Source organism: Rhodococcus sp. BUPNP1, assembly GCF_002215235.1.
GTDB lineage: Bacteria > Actinomycetota > Actinomycetes > Mycobacteriales > Mycobacteriaceae > Rhodococcus.
In genome coordinates this window covers 171173-192622 of the sequence record NZ_NERM01000010.1, presented here as the reverse complement: position 1 = coordinate 192622, position 21450 = coordinate 171173, and the positions used below count along the sequence as shown (strand labels likewise).

Below are 21450 nucleotides of genomic sequence, written 5' to 3'. Positions count from 1 at the left end.
CCAGGCCACGATCTGCCTGGCTCGGCGGCGCGTGGACGTTCTCTACGCTCTGCTCCGCGACAACCGCACCTGGCAACCGAATGTGCCGGTTACCGCGGTGGCGGCTTGACAGGATCATTGAGAGTCCTTTCGTCGTGATCGACCGGGCGCCGGTTCGGACGGTCTGCCGAGTCACTGGGCTTTGCGGTAGGCGTGGCGCAGCTGCCAGATCCGGACGCCGCCGATCACCGCGGCGATCAGCAGTCCCGCCAGAGCCGCGAACAATAGCGCCACGCCCAGCGGGAGTGTGAAATCCCAGCCGAGGAAGGCAATGGCGGTGCGTTCGGTGTTCTGCAGGATGAACACCAGCAGCGCGACGGTGACCACCGCTCCTATGGTCAGTGCCACCAGCATCCGGCCGGTGCGGGTCGGTTCGACCGCTCCAGCTGCGGGTGCGGTGTGGTCTGCGGACCCGGTGGGGGTTGGGTCGGCGTCACCGGAACGCCTACCGGGGTGTGAGTTGTGGGTACGCATGATCGGTTTCTCCCTTCATCGGTCCGGAGCACGCACCGGGGCAATCCCGTGGGTGGTCAGAATGTGCCGAGGGTGCCTTGCCACACGGCCGCGAGGAGGTAGAGAGCAACAGCGAGGGGATAGTAGGGATTCATCGATGTTCCTCAGCGTGCTTCAACATGCCTGGGCCGCACGGGGGATGTGAGGTCACTGCTGGGGGAGCAGTGTGATGGGTCGAGATCTCCACGGGGTGCTCGACATGGGCGCCACGCGCTGTCCGAGGCGAGTTCAGTGCGAATCGGTGGAGGTGTTCGGTCGTGTGTCGCCGACCGGGGCGTCGCGCTCGGGCCGGTCTGTGGAGGTCGGGACGTGCATGCGGTCCAGGTGCAGTTTGATCCATTCGGTGGTCACGGCCGGATGGGCGGAGTGCGGGTTCATGATCGGGCTCAGCTGGTGGGTTGCGGATAGTCGCAGTCCACGGTCGGGTTGATGCCCATGTAGTTCAGGGGTCCGGCCACAATGGTCACCGCGATGGTGCCGACGCTGGCGCAGTTGGTCGAGGCGTCACCGTAGTATCCGCGTTGTCCCGCGGCGACGGCGCCGATGATCAGCCAGGCCAGTATCAGAATGGTGAGCAGACCGGACAGGCGGCTTCTGGTTCGCATCGTGTGCTCCACTCCACGAAAGCGGCCGCATCGAGCGCGGTGCTCGTTCGGCCGTCCCGACCGGATGGGTGCGGGGTCCGGGGATACTCGATCCGGCCGACTCCATCCGGAGGGGGCGTGCCCCTCCGGATGCTGTTCGTTGCGGTGGTGCAACCATTGCGACCGGTTGGGCAGATCCAAATCGTCGATGGATCTTGCACTTTCGTTTCTATGGCTCACCCTAGTAAGCCGGTGTGGGCGTGCCAAGGCGCTGACGTGGTTGACCGTCGATGGTTATGCGATTGCAATCCCTGGGTTCGCTCGAAGTCAATCCGTGCACGGTGAGGTCCGAACATCGCCCGGTAGGACTGCAGCTCACCGATCCCGGGCATCACGGGTGGCGAGTTGGGCACGTAGCGCAGCGATCTCCGCCGCCAGGTCCGCGACCTGTGCCCGGGTGGCGGCCTGGTTCGCCTCGTCCTGTTCACCGACGCGTTCGACGAGCCAGGAGGCGAGTGTTGCGGTGATCACGCCCAGCAGCGCGATACCGGCAACCATCAAGGCGACTGCGATCGCCCGTCCGGTGATGGTCACGGGGGAGAAATCGCCGTATCCGACGGTGGTGACGGTGACCGTCGACCACCACAATGCTTGCGGGTAGGTCTCGATCGACGCGCCCGGGGCACCGCGTTCGGCGTCGAGCATCGCCAGCGAGGAGATGATCAGCAGCAACAGGGTCGAGCCCGCTGCGTACAGCACCACCCGCCCACGCACCGCCGCACCAGCCGAGCGTTGCAGCACTCCCAGCAAGGTCACCAACCGCAGCAAGCGCAGCGGCCGGAACACCGGCAGGACGACCATCGCCAACTCGTGCCCATGGCGCAGCAGCCACCGACCCGGGCGCGGCGCCAATCCCAGGCGCACCACGAAATCACCGGCGAACACCCCCCACGTGATCCACATGATGACCCCGGCGAACTGTGCCGATGCCCCCACCGGCGGGCCCAGCACGGTCCACGCATAGGCACCGAGAAACGCCACCGCGGCCGCCATCAACGGCCACTCGGACACCTGCTGCCAACGTTGTTCGGTCATCGAACGATAGTGACCGACCGGGGGCGGCGAACGCGAACAGCCGTTGGCTTCCCGCCCGGCACTGCCGGCGAACCCGGACGCGTTAGGGCGCTCGACGAGATGCAGGCAATATGGGTGAGGGAGCGAGCAGCGCAGCAACAATGCTGCGGCGACGCCGCGATCGACCAGGCGTGCGGCGGTCGCGGCCGGTGCGATCGGCCATGCGGGAAGACGGTGATGACCGGGCCGGGCAGGCGCGCAGCGCGCCCCGATGCCCTCACCGACCGCCCGAGTTTCGCCCTCACCGGCATCGTTCGGGTGCCGCAGCGGCAGGCCAGCCCGGGGCGGGCCATCGTCCGCCGAATCGGATCCGCCCTGGCCGCTCTGGCGGCGGTGGTCGTGGTGGTCTACCTCGACCGGGACGGTTACACCGATGTGCGCGGTGATGGTCTGTCCCTGTTCGACTGTCTCTACTACGCGACGGTGTCGTTGTCGACCACCGGATACGGGGACATCGCTCCGGTGACCGATACCGCGCGTCTGGTCAACGTTGTTCTCATCACTCCGCTGCGGATCTTCTTTCTCATCGTGCTGGTCGGCACCACCTTGTCGGTCCTGACCGAGACCTCGCGGCAGGCGCGGCGGATCCGGCGGTGGCGCCGCCGAGCGCGTCATCACACGATCATGATCGGCTACGGCACCACCGGTCGTGCGGCAATCGACGCGATGCTCGCCGAGGGCCGCGACCCGGCGCAGATCGTGGTGGTGGACAGCGACCCGGCCGCGCAGGCCGCCGCAGCCGGACGAGGACTGGTGACCATCGCAGGATCGGCCATCAAAGCCGATGTGCTGCGACTGGCCGGAGCGGGGCGCGCCACCGCCGTTGTGGTGGCGGTCGACCGGGACGACACCGCGGTGCTGGTGACCTTGTCGATCCGCGAGATCGCTCCGACCGTACCGGTCACCGTGGCGATCCGTGAGTCGGCGAATGTGCGTGCCGCGCGTCGCGCCGGTGCGGATTCGGTGGTGTTGTCCTCGGAAACCGCCGGACGCATGCTCGGTTTGGCCGTGGCGACCCCGACGGGCGCCGAACTCGTCGACGAGTTGCTCACCTCCGAGACAGGTCCTGCGCTCACCGAACGGCAGGTGCGGGCCGAGGAGATCGGGTGTGCACCGCACGGGCTGCCCGATCCGGTCGTCGCGGTGGTGCGCAACGGGCAGCTGTTGCGCGCCGGCGCGAGCGAGGCGGGGGTGCTCGAGGCCGGGGACCGGTTGGTGCAGGTGCGCCGCCTCGTCGGCTGAGTCGAGATCCGGCAGGCGGGGTTACGCGGGAGAAGGACCCCGGCAGATGGACGGCATCGTCTCAGCTCGCCTCGGACGTTGCCGAACTGTTCTGTCCGGGATCGTCGTGGGGGTGGCGCCGCGCATTCACCGCCTGGGCGGCGATGATCACTGCTGCCACCGCGGTGGTGATCGCCACCGTGAACCAGTCGCTGCGTGCTTTCATCATGACGAACGGCACGAGCACGAGCACATCAAGTGCGATGGCCACCGCCGGAATCCACACGGTGAACTCGACCCGGTGGCGCAGTCGGCGGATCATTCCCCAGTGGATGGCGATGTCCATCGACAGATAGAGCATCGCTCCGAGCGCCGCGATCCGGCTCAGGTCGAACAGGCTCGCCGTCACCAGTGCCAACGCTGCGGTGATGAGCAGAGACTGCCGGTTGAGCGACACCGGCACACCCGGGACTTGTTTCATCTCGCGCAGCATGTCGTACAACCTGGAGACGGAGAACAGGCTCGCCACCAGACCCGACAACGTTGCTACAACGGCCACTGCCACCGTCAACCACACCCCCCACGAACCGAACAAGGGTTCGGCGGCCTCGGCGAGGGCGTAGTCGCGGGCGGCGAGGATCTGCGGAACCGACAGGCTCCCGACGACGGCGACGGTCAACAACAGGTAGATCACGGTGCATACCGCGATCACGATCACGATCGAGCGAGCGATATTGCGCTCGGGATTGCGGATGTCCGCACCCTGATTGGTGATAGTGGTAAAGCCCTTGTAGGCCAGGATGCACAGGGTTGTGCCGGCCAGAAATCCCCACAGTCCACTATCCGGCGGCGCTCCGCCGGGACGTCCCACCAGCGCATCCGACAGCGCCGACATCCCGGTGGCGATGATTCCGGCCACCGCCAGCACGCCGATACCGGCGATCTTGAGCGCTGCGGTGACCGTGGCCGAGCCCTCCACCCATCGGTTACCCACCAGATTGACGACCGTCGCCGCCACGATCGCCGTCACGGCGAGCACCGGCACCCACACCGGGGAGTTCTGCATCCCGAACGGGCGCAGCAGATAGGTACCGAACGTTCGAGCCAGCAAACTCTCGGCCAGGATCATCGAGACGTACATGAACAACGAGAACGACCCGGCAATCACCCCGGGACCGTAGGCGGCGGTGAGGATCATCGCGATTCCTCCCGAGGAGGGATCGGTACTCGAATAGCGCACATAGGAATACGCACTGAATGCCACCACGACCGCGCCGGCGACGAACGCCCACGGTATCGCGGAGCCGGCCAGTTCGGCGACCTGACCGACCAGGGCGAAGATGCCCGCCCCGATCATCACGCCGGTGCCCAGCGCGATCGAGCCGATCAGCGACAGTTTCTTGGTCTCGCCGGTGCTGGAAGACATCACAGATCCCCTCCGTTCCGCGTGCGCGCCTCCGGTGCGGAGATCGCCCGCTGTGCCCGTCGCACCACAGGCCGATCCGCTCTCGCGGCTGCGCCCACGGTGCCCCGATGACTCGACACTCGATCCGGATACACGAGCGCCGTCCTAGCGAAACCTTCGGCTCGGCAATCGCCTTCACGACGACCAGGGTGTTTGGGCTTCTCGCGTGTGGCCCGTACGGTGCAGGCCCATGGCACTACCCTCCTTCGACATCGATACCCGCATGGCCTATCACGTTGCGCAACAAAATATTTTGCAACGACTCGACGCCGGCGCCGACATCGACGACGTGCGTGCACAGTGGCGGCAGACCATCGACCGCATCATCGACCACCGGATCGCCGGCGAGGATGCACTGGTATTCGTCCGAGCTCCCGAACTGGGTGCCGACCGTTAGACCTCACGGTGCGTCGGAGATCGGCGGCCGATGGGGCAGACGCACTACGTGCAGGAAGAAGTTGTCGATCGTGCGGATCACGCCCGCGAACTGATCGAAGTCGACGGGTTTGGTGATGTAGGCGTTGGCGTGCAGCCGGTAGCTGCGTAGCAGGTCTTCTTCGGCTGTGGAGGAGGTCAACACCACCACGGGGATGGCAGACAGTTCCGGGTCGGCCTTGATCCGGGCTAATACCTCGCGGCCGTCGAGACGGGGCAGATTCAGATCGAGCAGGATCAGATCCGGGCCGGGTGCCTCCCTGTACGGGCCCTGCCGGTACAGGAATTGCAGTGCCTGCTCGCCGGTACGCACCACGTGCACGACGTTGGTGATCTTGTGGTCGGCGAAGGCTTCCCGGGTCATCAACTCGTCTTCGGGATCGTCTTCGACGAGTAGAACGACGATGGGATCGGCAGGATCGGTCATCGTCTCTGCCTTCCGGTGGGGAGGACACGGCAGGGTGCACGCACGCGGTCGACGGTACGTCACCGCCGGTGCACCTGTCTTGAGTGCCCATCCCGGTGAAGACACCAATTGCGGCAATCGGGCGCGAGCGCGAGCGTTGGCTGTGTCAGACTGCGGGCATGGCTGTCGATCCGCGGGGTGCCGACCTGAAACGTTTTCTTGCCGAGGATCCCGGTGGGCCGGTGGTGATGCTGAATCTGTTGCGTTTCGCCGACGGCGGACGGGAACTCTACGACCGGTACGCCGCGGCGCTGCACGAGAGGTTTCTGCCACGCTACGGCGGGGAGGTCCTCTACGCCGGGGACGGCTCGACCGCGCTGGTCGCCGAGTCGGGCCAGCAGTGGGATGCGGTGCTGCTGGTGCGCTATCCCTCCCGCAGCGCGTTTTCACAGATGGTCGCCGACCCCGACTACCAGCAGGTGACCACCTGGCGCACCGAGGCACTGACCGAAGCGGTGCTGCAGGCCACCGTGCCGTGGCCCGAGCGCTCCTGACCAGCAGCGCTCCTGACCAGCAGCGCTCCTGAGCAGCAGTGACCCCCACCGTCCGGCTCGGCCCGGCAGCCTTCGTCGTGCAGCTGCCGGACGGCATCGACCCGTCGGGGCACCGTGATGGGCGAGGAGTGGCGCGCGGTCATCGGTGCGCACCGCCGAACCGCACACCACCCCCGCACAGCCCATTGTTACCCGCTTTCCACAGCGGTGTCCGATGAACGACCCCACCTGACCTTTCGATTCTCCTGGGCTGGGCCACCGCGGCGGCGGTACTGTCGGGCACCGAAAAATCTGTACGACATGTTGAGAGCGTGCTTGCTCGGGTACGCGACAGACGAAGCGGAACTTGCTGTTCCGTAAGAAGCCGTCACCCGAGGAAAGGAGCACTGTCATGGGCACTGCAGCGAGCATGCTCGAGAGCTACCCGAAGAATGTGGGCGACATCGACACGGGCGTGTTGGCCGCCTGCATCGAGGCGTGTACCGACTGCGCGCAGACGTGCACCGCCTGCGCCGACGCGTGCCTGGCCGAGGACACCGTCGCCGACCTGACCACCTGCATCCGCACCGACCTCGACTGCGCCGACCTGTGTGCGGCGACCGCCCGGATCCTCTCGCGCCAGACCGGCAACAACGCGACGGTCACCAAGGCCGTGCTCGAGGCCTGCGCCACCGCCTGCCAGGTCTGTGGCGACGAATGCGACCGGCACAGTTCCCATCACGAGCACTGCCGGATCTGCGCCGAGGCGTGCCGGCACTGTGAGCAGGCCTGCCGCGATCTGCTCGCCGCCCTCAACTGACCTGCTCACGCAGCATCGCCGGCGCCGGGTCACCGTGGTGTGGTCCGGTGCCGGTGGTCGGCGGCGTAGGCAGCGCAGATCTGTTCGATCGATCCTCCGGTGTGCAGATAGCGGCTATCGAGATAGCTGGTGAGCGACCCGAGTTGCTGCTCGAGCCGCACTGCGGCGCGGCGCACCTCCATCGCCGTCGATGCCTCCCCGGCCCGAACCAGAGAGGGAGCGTGCCCGAGCATCGCGGCCAGGGACCGATCGGAGTCGGCGTCGCGGAAGAAGTACGTTTCGCCGTACTGCCGCAGATCGAACTCCACGGTGGTCAACGCCTCGGTGAGCTCGTCGAGTAGCGCGCACGCGATGCTCGCCTCTCCACGGCGGGCAACCTCGGTCGAATCGGTCGAGATCAGCAGATGCACGGTCCGGGCGGCGGCGCGGCGGCGGATCAGCGCCGGGTAGATCTGCAGGATCCACGAGATCGCCGCGGTGAACAGCACGAACCCGATCAACGCCTGCACCGGGAGCAGCAGCCGCAGCACCGGATAGACGGGGGTGATGTCGCCGTAGCCGAGGGTGGCCACGGTCACCAGCGACAGATACAGCGACGCCACCGGATCGGATGACGACTGCGGCTGCAGCGCAGAGGCAAAGGAGAAACCGCCCGGCATGTGCGGCAGGTAGATCAGCGCCCACCCGGTCACGATCATCGCAGCCCACAGCAACACCGTGGCGATCACGCCCAGCGGGCCGGCGGAGCCGAGCGCCCGACCGTGGCGGCGGATCCTCCCGGCGATCGACCAGATGATTCGGAACACCCAGCGGCTCAGCGTGCCCAGCCCGTGTGGATGCCACAAGGTCGCATAGATATCCCGCAGCGCCACCGCGATGAGTGCTGCGCCGAGCGCGCTGAGTAACCACGTCATTGCCGTCTACCTCCGGTCCCTATCGCGGGTCGGCTGCACGCGATCGACTCTTCCTGTTACGGCTCGGACGTAGAGTTTGCGCCCGCCCGCGGCGGTGAGGCCGAACGCCACTGTGCTCGCGGTCAGCACGAGCGTACCGGCGCCGAGCACGGCGTCGTCGACGCCGAGACGTTCGGCTTCCATCGTCAGATAGAACAATGCGGACACCCCCACAGGCCCGAACCAGCCGAGATACACCGCGTCGGGCAGCGGTAGATGCAGTGGCCGTCGCAACAACAGCACGATCGGGATCCGCCGCAGAAGCAGGACAGCGACCATCAAGGCGGGCGCTTTCCAGCCCAGCTCGGCCCATTGCTGCCACGGCAGGGCGGCGCCGAGCAGGAAGAACAACGGCAGGACTGCGAACCTGTTGACGGCCTCGTCGATCTCGACTTCGGAAGTCCGTTCGGCGCCGGTGCCGACGGCGTTGAAGGCCAGGCCGCCGACGAATACGGCGAGCACCCCGTCGACGTGCAGCAGACCGGCCACGCCGAGGATGCCCAGGGCCAACACAGCGGTGAACAACAGGGCCGGGCCGTGTGCGGTGGCGCCGTGCTTGTCACCCAGTCGCAGTGCTGCACCGCCGACGGCGCCGAGGAGTGCGCCGGCGACCAGGGCGCCGAGGACCTGCCACAGTGATTCGCTGACCGCCGCACCGGCGCTGAGTGGGCCGGCGACCGCGATCGCGGCGACCACCAGTGGCAGCGCCAGGCCGTCGTTCGCGCCGGATTCGAGCGAGAGCAGCTGTCGGTCCCGGGCGGGAAGGTCCCGTTCGGCAAGATCGCCAGTGACCACACTCGAGGCCAGCACCGGATCGGTCGGGCAGATCGCGGCCCCGAACAACAGCGCCGCGGCCAACGGTAAACCGGCCACCGCCCAGCCGAGTCCGGCCGAGATCGCCGCCATCGCGGGCATGACGACCAGCAGCAACACCGCCAGGGCGCGGCGGTGGCGACGCAGCGCGGCGATGGGATAACGCAACGCAACCGCCATCACGGACACGGCCAAGAGAACCCTGGCGAGCTCGTGGAACAGGCCGTGCTCGACCGTCACCGGCGCGATCGGCACGGCGTCGAGCAGCTGGGGGCCGAGCAGTACCCCGGCGACCAGACCGAGTAAGGGTTCGGACAACGGCAGGCGGCGCATCGCCGAGGAAATCGCTGCCACGATTACCCCGAGTCCGCCGACCACGGCGAGAACGACATCGATGTGCATGACGATCGCATTCCCGGATCGACGCATCGCAATCGTCACCCATCCGAACGATGGTGACTCGGGGGAGTGCGGGCCGAGATTCGGAGAATCAGTAGTCGTAGTCGCGGTCGGTGGGAGCGGAGCGGTGTCCCAGCCGCCGCAGATGCGTGCGCCGGCTCAGGCGGATCACGGGCCGGGCGAGAAAATCGAGCGAGCCGAGCAGGAACAGCCAGGTGCCGGCGGTCTGGGTGGAGTCGAAGAAGAACAACACGCTGCCGATGGTGAAGAACACCGCGATCAGGACGTCGTTGACGATCGAGGCTGTCTCGTATCGGTTGTCGATCACGACCTGCTCCCGGCCGACGGACAGTTGCAGCGACGGATCTGTTCGGGTGCGATCGGTGGCCATGGCCGGGCGAGTACCCGCGTGCAGGTGCGGGTATGCCCGATGAATGTGGTTCGGAAGCTGGTCCGATCTGATGCGGGTGGTGCTCGTCGGTGCGGCCGCCTATCTCTGGCTGGTGGTCGTACTGCGAATCTCGGGAAAACGAACCCTGGCCAAACTCAACGCCTTCGATCTGGTCGTGACCGTCGCGCTCGGTTCGACGCTGGCGACGATCCTGCTCAGCTCCGATGTGTCGTGGTCCGAGGGCGCGGTGGCACTGGTGCTGTTGGCGGCGCTGCAGTATCTGGCCGCGTTCGTCTCCTCCCGCCGACCCCGCGTGCGCACGGTGCTCACCGCCGATCCCACCCTCCTCGTCGAGGATGGAGTGCTGCTCGACCGGGCGCTGGCGCAGCAGCGGGTCAGTCCCGGGGAGGTGCGCCAAGCGGTGCGTGCCTCCGGGTTCGGAGACCTGGCTCAGGTCGCGGCGGTGGTACTCGAAACGGACGGCAGCTTCAGTGTGATCGCCTGCGAGCAGCGCGGTGACGGCTCGGCCTTCCAGGACGTGGCCCGCCCCGCAGACGACGACCGGCGACCCGATACGCATGATGGAGACCGTCGATGACGCCCCGGAGGCTCCCATGACCGGCGAGAGCACCGGGCACACGAATCCGCTCGAGGTGCTACGTCGGCGGCGCCGCGTGCTGGCCGAGGCCCTGCGCTCGCGCCTGTGGCCGTTGCCGGCCGTGGCGGTGCTGCTCGCGGTCCTCGCCGGGATCGGCGTGCCCGAACTCGACACCGCCGTCGACGACCACATGCCCCCGGCGGTGGCCGGCTATCTGTTCGGTGGTGGCGCCGACGCGGCCCGGGAGGTGCTCGGCGCGATCGCCGCCTCGCTCATCACCGTCACTTCGTTGACGTTCTCCCTCACGTTGGTGACCTTGCAGCTGGCCAGCAGCCAATACTCGCCGCGGCTGCTGCGTACCTTCGCCGCCGACCGGGTCGTGCAACGCACCCTGGCTTTGTTCCTGAGCACCTTCATCTACGCGCTGACGGTGCTGCGGACAGTCCGCAACGAGACCGGCACCGACACCAACGAATTCGTGCCCCAACTGGCCGTGACCCTGGCGTATGCCCTGACCGTCGCCAGCGTGGTGGCGCTGGTGCTCTTCCTTGGTCATCTGGTCCGGCAGATCCGCATCGAAACCATCCTCGATCAGGTACGTGCCGACACCTGCGCGACCGCCGCGCACATCCTGCCCCGGGCCACCGCCGACAGCGGCCCTGCACAACCGCTGCCCGAACCGCCACCGCACGCCCACCTCGTCGAAGCGACCGGTTCCGGATTCGTGATCGAAATCGACGAACACGCCGTCCTTACCGCGGCGGTGCACGCCGACGCGCTGGTACGGATCGATCGTCCGGTGGGCAGCCCCCTCGTGGCGGGAACACCGATCGCGCGCTGCTGGCCTGTGCACCCACCACACCCCTTGGCCGGCGAGACATCTGACCGGCTCGCCGACCGGATCCGCGACGCGGTGCGCACCGGCAGCGAGCGGACCACCGCCCAGGACGTCGGCTACGGACTGCGTCAGCTCACCGATGTGGTGGTGCGGGCCCTGTCCCCGGGTATCAACGATCCGACCACCGCGGTGCACGGACTGGTTGCGTGCACCGCAGTGCTCGTCGAATTGCTGCCCGCCCGCCTGGGGCCGTATACGGTGTGCGACTCCGATGACCGGGCCCGCGTGGTGATCGCGCGCCCGACCTTCGCCGACCTGCTGGATCTGGTATGTACGCAGCCGCGGATCTACGGCGCCACCGACCCCGATGTCGCCGGGGCACTGCTGTCGATGCTGCACCTGTTGGTATGGAAGGCGACCACCGAGGAGCACCGCAGCGCAATCCACGATCAACTCGTCCTGGTACGTGAGCGGATCAACGCCCACGACGGCACAACCCGCCTCCATCTCGAGCGCCGTGCCCGCGATGTCGAGGAAACCTTCACACACCGTTGGGCATCCCCTGGCCCCGCACCGCAGCCGTCGGATACACACTGATGGTCCTCGACCTACGCCGTCCCCGGCGGTTTGGTGCTGAGCGACGCCGGAAAACCTATACGGAAGAAGCGCATGCTGCATCGACCGTGCGAAAGGGGGCGCATGATGACTTCTCCATCGTCCCGCCCGACTCGACGCTCACTCACCGCGACCCCGGTCCAGACCGCCGCGCTGGTTGTCGGCGCCGTCCTCCTGCTCGTCGGCATCCTCGGATTCATTCCAGGTGTCACCTCCGACCTCGACCATCTCGCCGGTGCCGGACACAGTTCCGGCGCAATGTTGTTCGGACTGTTCCAGGTGTCCGTGCTGCACAACCTCGTCCACGTGCTCTACGGCATCGCCGGTATCACCGCGGCCCGCGTTCCCTCCGCTGCAGGGATCTACCTGCTGCTCGGGGGACTGATCTACCTCGGGTTGTGGGTGTTCGGACTGCTGATCGACAAGGGCGGTGCGATCAACTTCATCCCGCTCAACAGCGCCGACGACTGGCTGCACTTCACTCTCGGTGTCGGCATGATCGGACTCGGCATCCTGCTTACCCGCGGACGCCGCACCGACGAGCGTGCACTGTCCTGAACGAACACCACTCGATCGGGTGAAAAGGTACTGGTCAATGAACATCTAGCGTGGAACGGTTCAGCGCCGGCATGCCTTCCGCGACGTTTTCCGACCCGTGGGGATCCAGAAGTGGTGGCAACTCGCATCCACCAATGAGCTCGGTCATCTCGAGTGGGGAGTGCTCCGGGCCGCAGGACGGCGCTGATTGCCGGCGCCAACCTCACACAGTTCTCCCGCAGCGATGGATCATGGATAACCCCGATTATCCATCAAGTTCCGGTGGGTAAATGCGGTCTACGAGGAGGGGCCGTCGCTGATGCGCTTCGACGAGTACTGCGGGCCGGCCGGCGCGTCCTCGGTGGCATACCGCCACCCAGATGGTTCTGTCGTCGCCGCGAATCAGGGGCCACCTGCGAGGCACACGTCCGCCCGACTGCGGCGCCAGTCGACGTCCGCCCAGGGCGCAGACATCCGGTAGCTGGGGAGCCCTGGCGCGCCGACAGGCTGTGCGATCGGATCGGTCGCTGGAGCACCGTCATCCGCAGTAAGAGGGCGAGCAAAGTTGCTAGTTAACATAAGAGCCCGATACCGGCCGTGACAGCCCAGAGGCGCGGGCATGTCCGAGTGGGCTTGGATGTCCCATCGGAGTCCGTGTCACGGATGGTGCGTGTCGGGTTTTAGGCGACGGACCAGGTCAGCAGGCTGAGCAGACGCACGTCGGTCAGGGTCGCGATCCGGCGGGCCTGCTCGGTCTCGGACTGCGTCAGGTGGCGGCGGAACTGCGGGGGAGGGCTCCGCTGTCGAGATTGGTGCACACGTCGTCGCGGATGGTGGAGTCGCCGCGTCCCTATGCCGAGCGGAAAACCATCGGATGCGGCTGCACCGCGGCGGTGACGGCCAAGCCAACCGTGCTCTACACATGGTCTGTGGCTGCCGCATGCGCTACGACCAACGAACGAAGGGCTACATCAGCTGCCGCACCGCGCAGGGACTGCTCAAGAGGACGCTATGCGCCGCGTCAAACGCTACATCGCCGGCGAGGTCTTCATGCCCTCGGCGCCGACCTCATAGGTCCTTGAAATCTATAGGACCGTCCTGGGCGCCACAGGAGTTGATCCGCCAATTCGGCGGGGTGCCGCGCCGGTTGATGTAGGACAACGAACCCGGCATCAGCCGTGCTATGCCGGAACATCAGGTCGACCACCAACGGCGACCGTATCCTCTAGCCTGATCTGCTCCAGGGCATGGATCGGCAGAAGTCACTGTCGGTCCAGCTCAGCCCCTGCTCCGCCGCGTGTGTCGTCGCGGTGCTCGGAACTTGCTTTTTGAAAAAGATCCAGATCGCGAAGGGTAAGTGCTTCGATGATCTGCCGGTGGTGATCGACGGCGCGGCGACGGCGTTCTGCCGATCCGTAGTTGCTGGCGAAGTACGCATCGGACAAAGACCACACGCGTTCGACTTCAGCGACAATCACGTTCAATGGCGATAGCTTCCACACCCCACGATGAAATTCGTGGTTGAGGTCGATGAATTCCACGAGATTGTCGGAGTCGATCCGCTCAGCCATTGCGTCATTGAGATTCTTCAAGTGTTCGAGCGCAGCGTCGTCCGGCCATTGGATCGATGCGTTGAGTTCGGTTTCCAGGAAGGTGTGCAGCCTATGCAACTGGTCGAGTTCGGCGACGGTACGCTTCGCGACGACAAACCCCTGGTTGGGGCGGTGGTTCAATAATCCCTGGTTGGCCAGGACCAGGAAGGCCTCACGGAGGGGGACGCGACTCACACCCAACCGTTGTGCCAGCTCTTCCTGTCGTAGTTGCTCACCAGGTAGCAACTCGCCGATGAGGATCAGCTTCCGCAGCTCGGAAATGATGCGTGCAGTCCCCATCCGGGTGGCCATTACGTCCCCTTCGTGCTCAGTGTTGTAGACGTTCATCCTACGAACATCGAGGCGGGGCTGCGACGACGCCCGGGGGTACCGTCCCGACGAAGCGATACCACCGGGCTTGAACGCCTACCGTCAGAATTTCAGACGCGGGAAGGCACTACGCGCGTTGTTCTCGAACACGGCCTTACGTTCGTCTTCGGTCAGGAAACCGAATCCGTCGATCACAGGCTTGAGGTCGTCGAAGGGACGGCCGGTTTCGGGGTTGGTGGCCGATCCACTGCCGGGACGTTCCGTGCCGAACAGCACGCGGTCCGCCCCGACCGTCTTCAGGAGCAGTTCCAACGCCGGCGGGTAATGCAGGACGGTGTCGAAGTAGAAGTTCTTGAGCTTGTCTTCGAATCGGGGGGCGTCCGCGCTTCCGCCGAGTGCAGGGTGCAGGTGCTCTGCCTGCCAACGTCCGAGCTGGTAGGGCACCGATCCGCCGCCGTGGGAGATCATGACCTTCAATGTGGGGTAGCGGTCGAACACCTCGGCGCGGATCATCGACAGGATTGCAATCGATTCCTCGGTGATGAAGTGCTCGCTGTAGGTTTCGCGCTGGTTGTAGCACCCGGCGGAATGGACCTGCATGGGCACGTCGAGTTCGACGAGCTGCTCGTAGAGCGGGTACCAGTACGAATCGCCCAACGACGGCGCGTTGCCGGTACCTTCGTACGGGTCAGGATTCACGGTGACGCCGACGAATCCAAGCTCTTCGACAGTCCGGCGAAGCTCCGGGAAAGCCCGCTCGACCGGTTCGCCGGGGGTGATCGGCAAACCGGCAACGCCGGCGAACCGGGTGGGATGCAGCTCGACGGTGCGGGCAATGACGTCGTTGTTGGCACGAATCCAGGCGTCGACGAGTCGGGACGGCTGCATCGAGTGTCCCTGATAGTACGGCCGGGGGGAGAGCAGTTGCACGTCGGTCCCGACACCGTCCATTGTGTCGACGTTGCTCTGGGCACAGGCTGCCAGCGCGTCGTCGTTGATCTTGGGTTGTCCGATGTAGTAGCCGCCGTCGGCCATCAGGTTGGCACGGTAGGCATACAAGGAATCGGGGGCCACCACATGGGCGTGGGCGTCGATGATCATTTGTTCCCTCTCGAGATGACGGGAAGCGCATGTGGCCGGTGCGGATCCGGCCTGCGCTCCGGGATCAGCTGTGGATGTAAGCGATGAGTTCGCACTGGACCTGCAGCGGATCCGCTAGTTCGTAGTGCAGGGTGTGACGTGCAGGCCGGCTGTGCTCGTCGGGGAACATCGTCAGCCAATGCGGGTCGATTGCGGCACGAGCGGCGCGGTCCCGGACGAAGAAGGTGCACTTGGCAATGTCTTCGGTGGTTCCGCCGGCGGCGGCGAGGATTCGTTCGATGTTGTCGAAGATCAATGACACCTGCTCTTCGACCGACTCGGGGACGGCGCCGGAGATGGGATCGAGACCGTTGATACCGCTCGAAGCCAACAGGGGCCCGACCAATGATGCCTGCGGAATGGGCGCTTTGCCGTGGTGAAGGCCCGGAACCTCGACGGACTTGCGACTCATCGTTCAGCTCTCTTTCTCTGTGACGGAAGCGAAATCGGTACGCAAATCGCGTTTGAGGATCTTGCCGCTGGGATTCTTCGGCAGCGCGTCGACGATGACCACGTACTTCGGTCTCTTGTAGCCGGCCAGGCGCTCCGAGCAGTGTGAGACGACGGCGTTCTCGTCGAGATCGGTCCCCGGTTTGGGAACGACCGCCGCGCAGACCGCTTCGATCCATGTGGGATGCGGAACGGCGAAGACGGCTACTTCGGCGACATCGGGGTGCAGGTAGATGGCTTCTTCGACCTCGCGGCTGGCGACGTTCTCGCCTCCGGTCTTGATCATGTCCTTCTTGCGGTCGACGATCGTGAGGATTCCGTCCTCATCGAAGACTCCGAGGTCTCCGGAATGGAACCAACCGTTGCGGAATGCGTCGGCGGTCTTCGCCTCGTCTCTCCAGTAGCCCGAGGTGGCTTGAGGAGTGCGGTGCACGATTTCGCCGATGGTTCCGGCCGGAACCGGATTGTCGTGGTCGTCCACGACCGCCGTTTCGACGTTGAGCACCGGACGGCCTGCGGATCCGGCATGGGACTCCTGTTGTTCGGGGCCGAGAATCGTTGCTACCGGAGCCAATTCTGTTTGTCCGTAGAAGTTCCACAGGTCCACCTGGGGAAGTCGCGTCTGAATCTCCCGAAGAACTTCCACCGGCATCGGTGAAGCACCGTAGTAGCCCTTGCGCAGCGAGGACAGATCTGTGCTGTCGAACCGAGGGTGGCGCAGCAGTGAAATCCACACGGTCGGCGGGGCGAAGAACTTGGTGACCCTGTGGGTCTCGATCGCTGTGAGGACGGCGTCCGGATCCGGCGCCGGCAGGACGATGCTGGTAGCGCCGAGATAGACGTCCGGACCGAGGAAGCAGTCCATCTGGGCGCAGTGGTACAGCGGAAGGGTGTGCAGGTCCACGTCGTCCCGGTCCATGCCGCCGTCGACGATGGCGCTGATGTATTCGCTCACCAGAGCACGGCTGGACAGCAGCGCACCTTTCGGGCGGGATTCGGTACCGGAGGTGTACATGATCCGGACCGGATCGTCATCGGCGACGAGAACGTCCGGAGCGGTACCGGGTTCGTCCATCCAGTCAGTGAAGTCCTCCCAGCCCTCGAGAGCGGCGTCGGCCCTCTCTCCGATCGTCGCCCGGACGGAAGGAGTGTGATCCAGCTGGGCCACAGCCTTGTCCGCGACGTCGCGCAGGTCGACTCCGGCAATGACACCGTCGGCCTGACTGTGGTCGAGAATGTAAGCGATCTCGTCTGCGGTAAGCATGAAATTGATCGGAACGAGGATCACGCCGAGGCGTGCGGAGGCATAGGCGGCCACAACGAACTGCCAGTTGTTTCGGGACACGATCGCCAGTCGATCTCCCTTCTTCAATCCTCGGCGATGCAGGGCCGCCGCCGCACGCTTGACGGTCGCTTCGAGTTCGCTGTAATCGAACGTGCGGTCTCCGCTGACCAGGGCGGTCTTGTGCGGGTAGCGCGCCGCCGTGCGATGGAGCAGGTCCGCCAGGCTATGACGATGCGCCTGAGCGACGGTGTCCATGGTGGTCATGCGAGGACCTCGTTTCGTGCGGACAGGGCACGCAGCACCGAGGCCAGTTCGCGGGCCGGCTCTGCAGGCATCGTTGCGGTGCGCCACGCGACATGGCGGTCGGGACGGACGAGAATTGCTCCGTCAGAATCAACTTCACGTAGACGGGTCCAGGTCCCTGCGGGTGCCGAACCGTCCGAACCGATCGCCACGACCTCAACGGCAAGAGCCGCCGTAGTGACTACATCGGCCCACGTGCGGACGTGCTGGGGATCGACCAGCAAGGTGTAATCAGCGCGGTGGACGAGTTCGAGCGTGGAAACCCGGAGCCCGGAGCGGTGCACCCACGCATGCGGTAGGTGGTGCCCCGGCCGAGTGGTGGGGGTGTAGTCCCGCAACGAAGTATGCGACGGGGGAGGGGGCGTCCCGTCGGAGATGACGGCACCGTTCTCGTAGGCGAATCCGATCTCGACGTTGAGTTGACTGTAGTCGTCGCCGTTGGCTGCGACAGCCTCGGCAACCGCTCGGCGTCGGGCATCGCCGGCAGGTCCGGGCGCGAGCCAGGTGTCGATCTCGGCCCAACCGTCTTCGACGGGGAGTCCTTCGGCCATGCCCAGTGCTGCTGCGATCTTGCGGTGACCACCGGCATTGGTCAGGGAGTGCTGCACGTTGAACAATCCCACGGGCCGGCGTTCGCTCTCGTAGGTGTCTAGGAGCGCATCGTCGGCCTGACCGCGAAGTACCTGGGCGAGTTTCCAGCACAGATTGTCGACATCCTGTACCGCAGTGTTCAGCCCGAGACCGCCGGTCGGAGGGTGACGGTGGGCGGCGTTACCGGCAAGGAAGATGCTGCCGACCCGATAGCGTTCGGCGGTCACGCCCTCGAACTCCCAGTGGGATACGGCATGAACGTCGAACTGTAGATCGGGGATGCCGAGAATGTCGCGGAAGCGATTCTTGAGTGCTTCCTCGTCGGTAGCGTCCTTGCTGCCCCAGGCGAACGCTTGATGGAACGCCCACTCGCGTGACTGTGAACCCCAGGTCTCGGGGCCCATCGCGCACATCGAACCACGGAATCCACCGTTGCCGTTGGGATCGACGAAGTAGTACAGCAACACTTGGTCGTCGGTGATCCACTGCGACAGATCTGCTGTGACGTGCATGCTGACCATGTCCAGAAGCTGGGTCGGTCCCTGCATCTCCACACCCACGGCGGAAGTCACGTAGCGGCCGCCGTCGGCGCCGATGACATAGCGCGCCCGGACGGTACGCACCGTACCCGAGTCAGTTTCGCGGACATCAAGTTCGACACCGCTGTCGCTGTTTCGTAGTTCGAAGACCTCGTGTCCGTAGTGGATCCGGTCGGGGCAGTGCCGTTCGGCATGCTTCCGCAGCAGCGGATCCAACCGCATCTGTGGAACGTTGGCATATCGGCTGGGGCTCGCGGCGGCGTAACGCTGAGCGTCCGGTCCGCCGCCCCAGGCGTGGATGTGGCCGATCGCCTGCCCCTGTCCCGGACGGTCACCGGCGAGGGAGGTGTGCCAGCCGACGCGATGCCAACGGTCCTCGGGTGGGGAATGCTCGTAGACGTCGTCCGCGACGCCGAGAGCGTCGAAGATCTCCATGGTGCGCTGGTTGAGCAGATGCGCCCGGGGCAGGTGGGAGGTGGTTGCGCGGCGCTCGAAGACGACCACGTCGATACCGAGCTGAGCGAGTGCGATCGCCGCGGTCAGACCGGCCGGACCACCGCCGATCACGGCAACTTCGACGGTATCTATCGCGTTCATCGGGCCACCTCACGGGTCTGCAGGCTGTGGTAACCGTGATCGCGGCGAGCATCGACGAGGCTCGAACCTGCACGCACGGCGGTGCGGATGCGGTCTTCGGCGTCGCGGATCTTCACAGCGGACTCGATCACTTCCGCGACGCGACGGGCGGGAACGGACACGACACCGTCGGCGTCGCCGATGAGCCAGTCACCGTGCTCGACGCGAACCCCGCCAATGTTGACCGGCACGTTGTAGCCGTCGACGCGAACCCGGTCCTTTCCCGTGCGCATCCAACGCGAGCGGCTGAAGACCGGGTAGCGCAGGTCCACGGCGCAGTCCGAGTCACGACACACCCCATCGATGACGGTTCCCGCCAGTCCCTTGTGGGAGGCAGTGGCGGTGAGCAGATCACCCCATACGGTCGTGTCGAGCCGGCCGGCGTTGTCGAGCACTACCACGGTTCCCGGTTCGAGATCGTCGACATAGTCGCCGACGGTGCCGCGGTCGTCGCCGACGGGAACGTAGCGGACGGTGAAGGCACGGCCCACCAGTCGGGTGGTGCGATCGAGCGGGAGCAGACCGGCGCACTGGCCGTTGAGGCCCAATTTGTCGAGTGCATCGCTCAGATGACTGGTGTCGAGCTCGGCGAGGATGGCGCGGAAATTCTGATCGGTCATCGGGATGCCTTCCGGTTCAACATGGTTTCGTAGTCGGCGCTCATCACCGTGGCCATCGACTCCCCGAGGCGGACACGACGGAGCATTTCTCGTTCCTTGGCGGCGATGGCTTCCGCGATGGACAGGACCTCGTCGATGCGTTCGCACGGGACGGCGACGACACCGCTGCCGTCGGCGAGCACGTAGTCCCCGGGTTCGACCGTCACGCCGGCGAAATCGACCGGAACGTTCCAGTCCCGTTCGACGACTCGGGAGCGGGCCGTGACGGGAACCGAGGTCGCGGCATAGAGGGTCAAGCCGAATTCGTGGGCTTCGTCGAGGTCCCGCACGGCGCCGTCGACGATGACGCCTTCGACACCGCGGGTGACCGCGCCTGCCGAGAGCACTCCACCCCATCCTGCGACGTGGGTGCGGCCGTGATGGGCCACGATGATCACGGTGCCGGGCCCGGATGTATCGACCGCGGCGGTGCACAGATGCCGGGGGGCCGTCGTGGTGCCGGCCTCTACGAGGTCCACGGTGAGGGCGGTGCCGGCGATCCGACGGCCGTTCGCAACGGCGTGCAGTCCCAATGCGGCTCCGGGAAGTCCGAGGGAGTCCAGTGCGTCGGAGACGGCGCAGGTGTCCAGCGCAGCGAGGCGCTCGAGTGTGCCGGTCATGACCACAGTCCGAATGCCAGGCCGACACCGGTGCCGGCGGCGCTGCGCCATGCCGGAATGTAGGTGCTCCAACGGTGGTCGAGATGGCGTCCGGCGCCGGCTGCCGCGATCCAGTTGCGGACCTCGGACGTTCCCGAATTCAATTGCTCGATCGGGAGGGAGCGCAGGGTGTTCGCATCATGTTCGCGCATGGCTTCGAGAACTCGGCGGTCGAGGATGTCGTTGACGACGAAGTGGCTCAGGCCGCCGGAGGCGACAACGGCCACTCGCAGGTCGCCAGGCATGGAAACAACGGCTTCGGACAATGCGACACCCAGGTCGTAGCACCTCGCCGGTGTCGGCTGGTTGGGCGGATAGTAGGTGTTGATCAGCACCGGCACCATGGGGATGGTGATGTCCTTGAGCATCCGGCCGACCACCCAGGCGAAGGCGTGGCCGAAACCTCCCTCGGTTTCCGTTTCGGAGCTGGTAGCGATGTCGAAGTTGCGGGTGATCAGTTCGTCGATCAGATGCAGAGCCGCGTCGGGATGGGCGGGATAGGTGTGCCCGTCCATGCCGAGGTTATACTGGACTTCGCTGAGCAGCGAAGAGCCCATGTCGATCGGCTTGTGGGTTTCGATCTTCTCGCCGTAGTACACGGCGATCGCCGGCTGGTTACGGGCGGTAAACAGCTCCTCCTGGTCGTCACCGATGACCAGGAGCAGATCCGGGGCCAGCTCGATAAGGTCCTTGCGCAGACGGTCCACGCACATCAGCGCCTCGTCGTACTTGGCGTTCCAGGTGTCCAGGGAGAGTTGACCGTCGAAGCGACCCTTCGCCTTGGCGACGAGTTCGTCGAAGCTGCGGATCTGCCCGTCGACGTCGGCCAGTTTGATGTTCTCGGTGTCGTTCTGGGCGCGGAGGGCCCACATCTTTTCGGGTTCCATGCCCAGCATCGGGCTGTGGGAGGTCCCGACGACTGCGACGATCCGGCTCACAACACACCTGCCCGAGGCGGTACTGCAAAAGTGT

Annotated in this window: 25 protein-coding genes; 7 read left to right on the top strand and 18 right to left on the bottom strand. The window is 65.7% G+C overall.

Translation table 11 applies throughout. The annotated features are described in order from the left end of the window. Positions 1–171 precede the first annotated feature (171 nt). The 4 genes from B9C99_RS26135 to B9C99_RS12880 form a co-directional block, all read right to left on the bottom strand. Entirely contained in the window at positions 172–513 is a 342-nt protein-coding gene (locus tag B9C99_RS26135) for a lipopolysaccharide assembly protein LapA domain-containing protein (RefSeq protein ID WP_253250067.1), read from the bottom strand. A gap of 267 nt (positions 514–780) precedes the next feature. Further along, entirely contained in the window at positions 781–930 is a 150-nt protein-coding gene (locus B9C99_RS25875; protein WP_172414940.1) for a hypothetical protein, read from the bottom strand. A gap of 8 nt (positions 931–938) precedes the next feature. Continuing rightward, on the bottom strand, positions 939–1157 hold the full coding sequence (locus B9C99_RS12885; RefSeq protein WP_088898150.1) for a hypothetical protein: 219 nt from the start codon (positions 1155–1157) through the stop codon (positions 939–941). Between the two features lie 354 nt (positions 1158–1511). Next, positions 1512–2231 (bottom strand): potassium channel family protein, encoded by a 720-nt coding sequence (locus tag B9C99_RS12880; RefSeq protein WP_088898134.1) that lies wholly within the window; start codon positions 2229–2231, stop codon positions 1512–1514. Positions 2232–2447: 216 nt separating this feature from the next. Between B9C99_RS12880 and B9C99_RS12875 the strand changes: the two genes are divergently transcribed. Further along, entirely contained in the window at positions 2448–3512 is a 1065-nt protein-coding gene (locus B9C99_RS12875) for a TrkA family potassium uptake protein (RefSeq protein ID WP_088898133.1), read from the top strand. Between the two features lie 61 nt (positions 3513–3573). Here B9C99_RS12875 and B9C99_RS12870 read toward each other — a convergent pair whose 3' ends face one another. Continuing rightward, the gene (locus B9C99_RS12870) at positions 3574–4917 is read right to left on the bottom strand and encodes an APC family permease (RefSeq protein ID WP_088898132.1); all 1344 of its coding nucleotides are present in this window, start codon (positions 4915–4917) and stop codon (positions 3574–3576) included. A 229-nt stretch (positions 4918–5146) separates the two neighbouring features. Between B9C99_RS12870 and B9C99_RS12865 the strand changes: the two genes are divergently transcribed. Continuing rightward, positions 5147–5353 carry a hypothetical protein gene (locus B9C99_RS12865; protein ID WP_088898131.1) on the top strand — a complete coding sequence of 69 codons (207 nt, stop codon included), beginning with the start codon at positions 5147–5149 and terminating at the stop codon, positions 5351–5353. Between the two features lie 3 nt (positions 5354–5356). On the opposite strand, the gene B9C99_RS12860 is transcribed toward B9C99_RS12865, so the two are convergent. Further along, positions 5357–5818, bottom strand: a complete 462-nt coding sequence (locus tag B9C99_RS12860; RefSeq protein WP_088898130.1) for a response regulator — start codon at positions 5816–5818, stop codon at positions 5357–5359. Positions 5819–5976: 158 nt separating this feature from the next. On the opposite strand from B9C99_RS12860, the gene B9C99_RS12855 reads away from it, so the two are divergent. Both B9C99_RS12855 and B9C99_RS12850 read left to right on the top strand, forming a co-directional pair. After that, a complete protein-coding gene (locus tag B9C99_RS12855; protein WP_088898129.1) occupies positions 5977–6351 on the top strand; it encodes a DUF1330 domain-containing protein in 375 nt (124 codons plus the stop codon). A gap of 391 nt (positions 6352–6742) precedes the next feature. After that, the gene (locus B9C99_RS12850; protein WP_088898128.1) at positions 6743–7150 is read left to right on the top strand and encodes a four-helix bundle copper-binding protein; all 408 of its coding nucleotides are present in this window, start codon (positions 6743–6745) and stop codon (positions 7148–7150) included. A 29-nt stretch (positions 7151–7179) separates the two neighbouring features. On the opposite strand, the gene B9C99_RS12845 is transcribed toward B9C99_RS12850, so the two are convergent. The 3 genes from B9C99_RS12845 to B9C99_RS12835 form a co-directional block, all read right to left on the bottom strand. Then, positions 7180–8064 (bottom strand): ion channel, encoded by an 885-nt coding sequence (locus B9C99_RS12845; RefSeq protein WP_088898127.1) that lies wholly within the window; start codon positions 8062–8064, stop codon positions 7180–7182. A 6-nt stretch (positions 8065–8070) separates the two neighbouring features. Next, positions 8071–9318 (bottom strand): cation:proton antiporter, encoded by a 1248-nt coding sequence (locus B9C99_RS12840; RefSeq protein WP_088898149.1) that lies wholly within the window; start codon positions 9316–9318, stop codon positions 8071–8073. A gap of 88 nt (positions 9319–9406) precedes the next feature. Further along, on the bottom strand, positions 9407–9706 hold the full coding sequence (locus tag B9C99_RS12835; RefSeq protein WP_088898126.1) for a YrhK family protein: 300 nt from the start codon (positions 9704–9706) through the stop codon (positions 9407–9409). Positions 9707–9749: 43 nt separating this feature from the next. On the opposite strand from B9C99_RS12835, the gene B9C99_RS12830 reads away from it, so the two are divergent. The 3 genes from B9C99_RS12830 to B9C99_RS12820 all read left to right on the top strand — a co-directional run bounded on the left by B9C99_RS12830 (position 9750) and on the right by B9C99_RS12820 (position 12315). After that, on the top strand, positions 9750–10304 hold the full coding sequence (locus B9C99_RS12830) for a DUF421 domain-containing protein (protein WP_088898125.1): 555 nt from the start codon (positions 9750–9752) through the stop codon (positions 10302–10304). Between the two features lie 16 nt (positions 10305–10320). Next, the gene (locus B9C99_RS12825; protein ID WP_088898148.1) at positions 10321–11739 is read left to right on the top strand and encodes a DUF2254 domain-containing protein; all 1419 of its coding nucleotides are present in this window, start codon (positions 10321–10323) and stop codon (positions 11737–11739) included. A 105-nt stretch (positions 11740–11844) separates the two neighbouring features. Continuing rightward, on the top strand, positions 11845–12315 hold the full coding sequence (locus B9C99_RS12820) for a DUF4383 domain-containing protein (protein WP_088898147.1): 471 nt from the start codon (positions 11845–11847) through the stop codon (positions 12313–12315). Positions 12316–12974: 659 nt separating this feature from the next. Here B9C99_RS12820 and B9C99_RS25870 read toward each other — a convergent pair. From B9C99_RS25870 to B9C99_RS12780, 9 genes are all read right to left on the bottom strand, one after another. Beyond that, a complete protein-coding gene (locus B9C99_RS25870; protein ID WP_172414933.1) occupies positions 12975–13112 on the bottom strand; it encodes a hypothetical protein in 138 nt (45 codons plus the stop codon). Positions 13113–13556: 444 nt separating this feature from the next. Continuing rightward, positions 13557–14234 carry a GntR family transcriptional regulator gene (locus B9C99_RS12815; protein ID WP_088898124.1) on the bottom strand — a complete coding sequence of 226 codons (678 nt, stop codon included), beginning with the start codon at positions 14232–14234 and terminating at the stop codon, positions 13557–13559. A gap of 84 nt (positions 14235–14318) precedes the next feature. After that, entirely contained in the window at positions 14319–15317 is a 999-nt protein-coding gene (locus B9C99_RS12810) for an amidohydrolase family protein (protein WP_088898123.1), read from the bottom strand. Positions 15318–15381: 64 nt separating this feature from the next. Next, positions 15382–15768 carry a RidA family protein gene (locus B9C99_RS12805; protein WP_088898122.1) on the bottom strand — a complete coding sequence of 129 codons (387 nt, stop codon included), beginning with the start codon at positions 15766–15768 and terminating at the stop codon, positions 15382–15384. A 3-nt stretch (positions 15769–15771) separates the two neighbouring features. Continuing rightward, positions 15772–17355: an acyl-CoA synthetase gene (locus B9C99_RS12800; protein ID WP_088898121.1), complete on the bottom strand. Its 1584-nt coding sequence runs from the start codon at positions 17353–17355 to the stop codon at positions 15772–15774. Further along, positions 17352–19121 (bottom strand): FAD-dependent oxidoreductase, encoded by a 1770-nt coding sequence (locus B9C99_RS12795; RefSeq protein ID WP_088898120.1) that lies wholly within the window; start codon positions 19119–19121, stop codon positions 17352–17354. Before B9C99_RS12795 ends, B9C99_RS12800 begins: the two co-directional genes overlap by 4 nt. Then, positions 19118–19780 carry an RraA family protein gene (locus tag B9C99_RS12790; RefSeq protein ID WP_088898119.1) on the bottom strand — a complete coding sequence of 221 codons (663 nt, stop codon included), beginning with the start codon at positions 19778–19780 and terminating at the stop codon, positions 19118–19120. Before B9C99_RS12790 ends, B9C99_RS12795 begins: the two co-directional genes overlap by 4 nt. Then, positions 19777–20439 carry an RraA family protein gene (locus B9C99_RS12785; RefSeq protein ID WP_088898118.1) on the bottom strand — a complete coding sequence of 221 codons (663 nt, stop codon included), beginning with the start codon at positions 20437–20439 and terminating at the stop codon, positions 19777–19779. Before B9C99_RS12785 ends, B9C99_RS12790 begins: the two co-directional genes overlap by 4 nt. Continuing rightward, positions 20436–21416: a hypothetical protein gene (locus B9C99_RS12780; RefSeq protein ID WP_088898117.1), complete on the bottom strand. Its 981-nt coding sequence runs from the start codon at positions 21414–21416 to the stop codon at positions 20436–20438. The genes B9C99_RS12785 and B9C99_RS12780 overlap by 4 nt, the downstream gene beginning before the upstream one ends. Positions 21417–21450: the final 34 nt, after the last annotated feature.

Coding starts and splice junctions, on each gene's coding strand:
- B9C99_RS12860 (WP_088898130.1), bottom strand. CDS start 5,818: ATGACCGATCCTGCCGATCCCATCGTCGTTCTACTCGTCGAAGACGAT.
- B9C99_RS12885 (WP_088898150.1), bottom strand. CDS start 1,157: ATGCGAACCAGAAGCCGCCTGTCCGGTCTGCTCACCATTCTGATACTG.
- B9C99_RS12880 (WP_088898134.1), bottom strand. CDS start 2,231: ATGACCGAACAACGTTGGCAGCAGGTGTCCGAGTGGCCGTTGATGGCG.
- B9C99_RS12820 (WP_088898147.1), top strand. CDS start 11,845: ATGACTTCTCCATCGTCCCGCCCGACTCGACGCTCACTCACCGCGACC.
- B9C99_RS12840 (WP_088898149.1), bottom strand. CDS start 9,318: ATGCACATCGATGTCGTTCTCGCCGTGGTCGGCGGACTCGGGGTAATC.
- B9C99_RS12865 (WP_088898131.1), top strand. CDS start 5,147: ATGGCACTACCCTCCTTCGACATCGATACCCGCATGGCCTATCACGTT.
- B9C99_RS26135 (WP_253250067.1), bottom strand. CDS start 513: ATGCGTACCCACAACTCACACCCCGGTAGGCGTTCCGGTGACGCCGAC.
- B9C99_RS12875 (WP_088898133.1), top strand. CDS start 2,448: ATGACCGGGCCGGGCAGGCGCGCAGCGCGCCCCGATGCCCTCACCGAC.
- B9C99_RS12855 (WP_088898129.1), top strand. CDS start 5,977: ATGGCTGTCGATCCGCGGGGTGCCGACCTGAAACGTTTTCTTGCCGAG.
- B9C99_RS12835 (WP_088898126.1), bottom strand. CDS start 9,706: ATGGCCACCGATCGCACCCGAACAGATCCGTCGCTGCAACTGTCCGTC.
- B9C99_RS12850 (WP_088898128.1), top strand. CDS start 6,743: ATGGGCACTGCAGCGAGCATGCTCGAGAGCTACCCGAAGAATGTGGGC.
- B9C99_RS25875 (WP_172414940.1), bottom strand. CDS start 930: ATGAACCCGCACTCCGCCCATCCGGCCGTGACCACCGAATGGATCAAA.
- B9C99_RS12845 (WP_088898127.1), bottom strand. CDS start 8,064: ATGACGTGGTTACTCAGCGCGCTCGGCGCAGCACTCATCGCGGTGGCG.
- B9C99_RS12785 (WP_088898118.1), bottom strand. CDS start 20,439: ATGACCGGCACACTCGAGCGCCTCGCTGCGCTGGACACCTGCGCCGTC.
- B9C99_RS12795 (WP_088898120.1), bottom strand. CDS start 19,121: ATGAACGCGATAGATACCGTCGAAGTTGCCGTGATCGGCGGTGGTCCG.
- B9C99_RS12830 (WP_088898125.1), top strand. CDS start 9,750: ATGTGGTTCGGAAGCTGGTCCGATCTGATGCGGGTGGTGCTCGTCGGT.
- B9C99_RS12805 (WP_088898122.1), bottom strand. CDS start 15,768: ATGAGTCGCAAGTCCGTCGAGGTTCCGGGCCTTCACCACGGCAAAGCG.
- B9C99_RS12815 (WP_088898124.1), bottom strand. CDS start 14,234: ATGAACGTCTACAACACTGAGCACGAAGGGGACGTAATGGCCACCCGG.
- B9C99_RS12870 (WP_088898132.1), bottom strand. CDS start 4,917: ATGTCTTCCAGCACCGGCGAGACCAAGAAACTGTCGCTGATCGGCTCG.
- B9C99_RS12800 (WP_088898121.1), bottom strand. CDS start 17,355: ATGACCACCATGGACACCGTCGCTCAGGCGCATCGTCATAGCCTGGCG.
- B9C99_RS12825 (WP_088898148.1), top strand. CDS start 10,321: ATGACCGGCGAGAGCACCGGGCACACGAATCCGCTCGAGGTGCTACGT.
- B9C99_RS12810 (WP_088898123.1), bottom strand. CDS start 15,317: ATGATCATCGACGCCCACGCCCATGTGGTGGCCCCCGATTCCTTGTAT.
- B9C99_RS12790 (WP_088898119.1), bottom strand. CDS start 19,780: ATGACCGATCAGAATTTCCGCGCCATCCTCGCCGAGCTCGACACCAGT.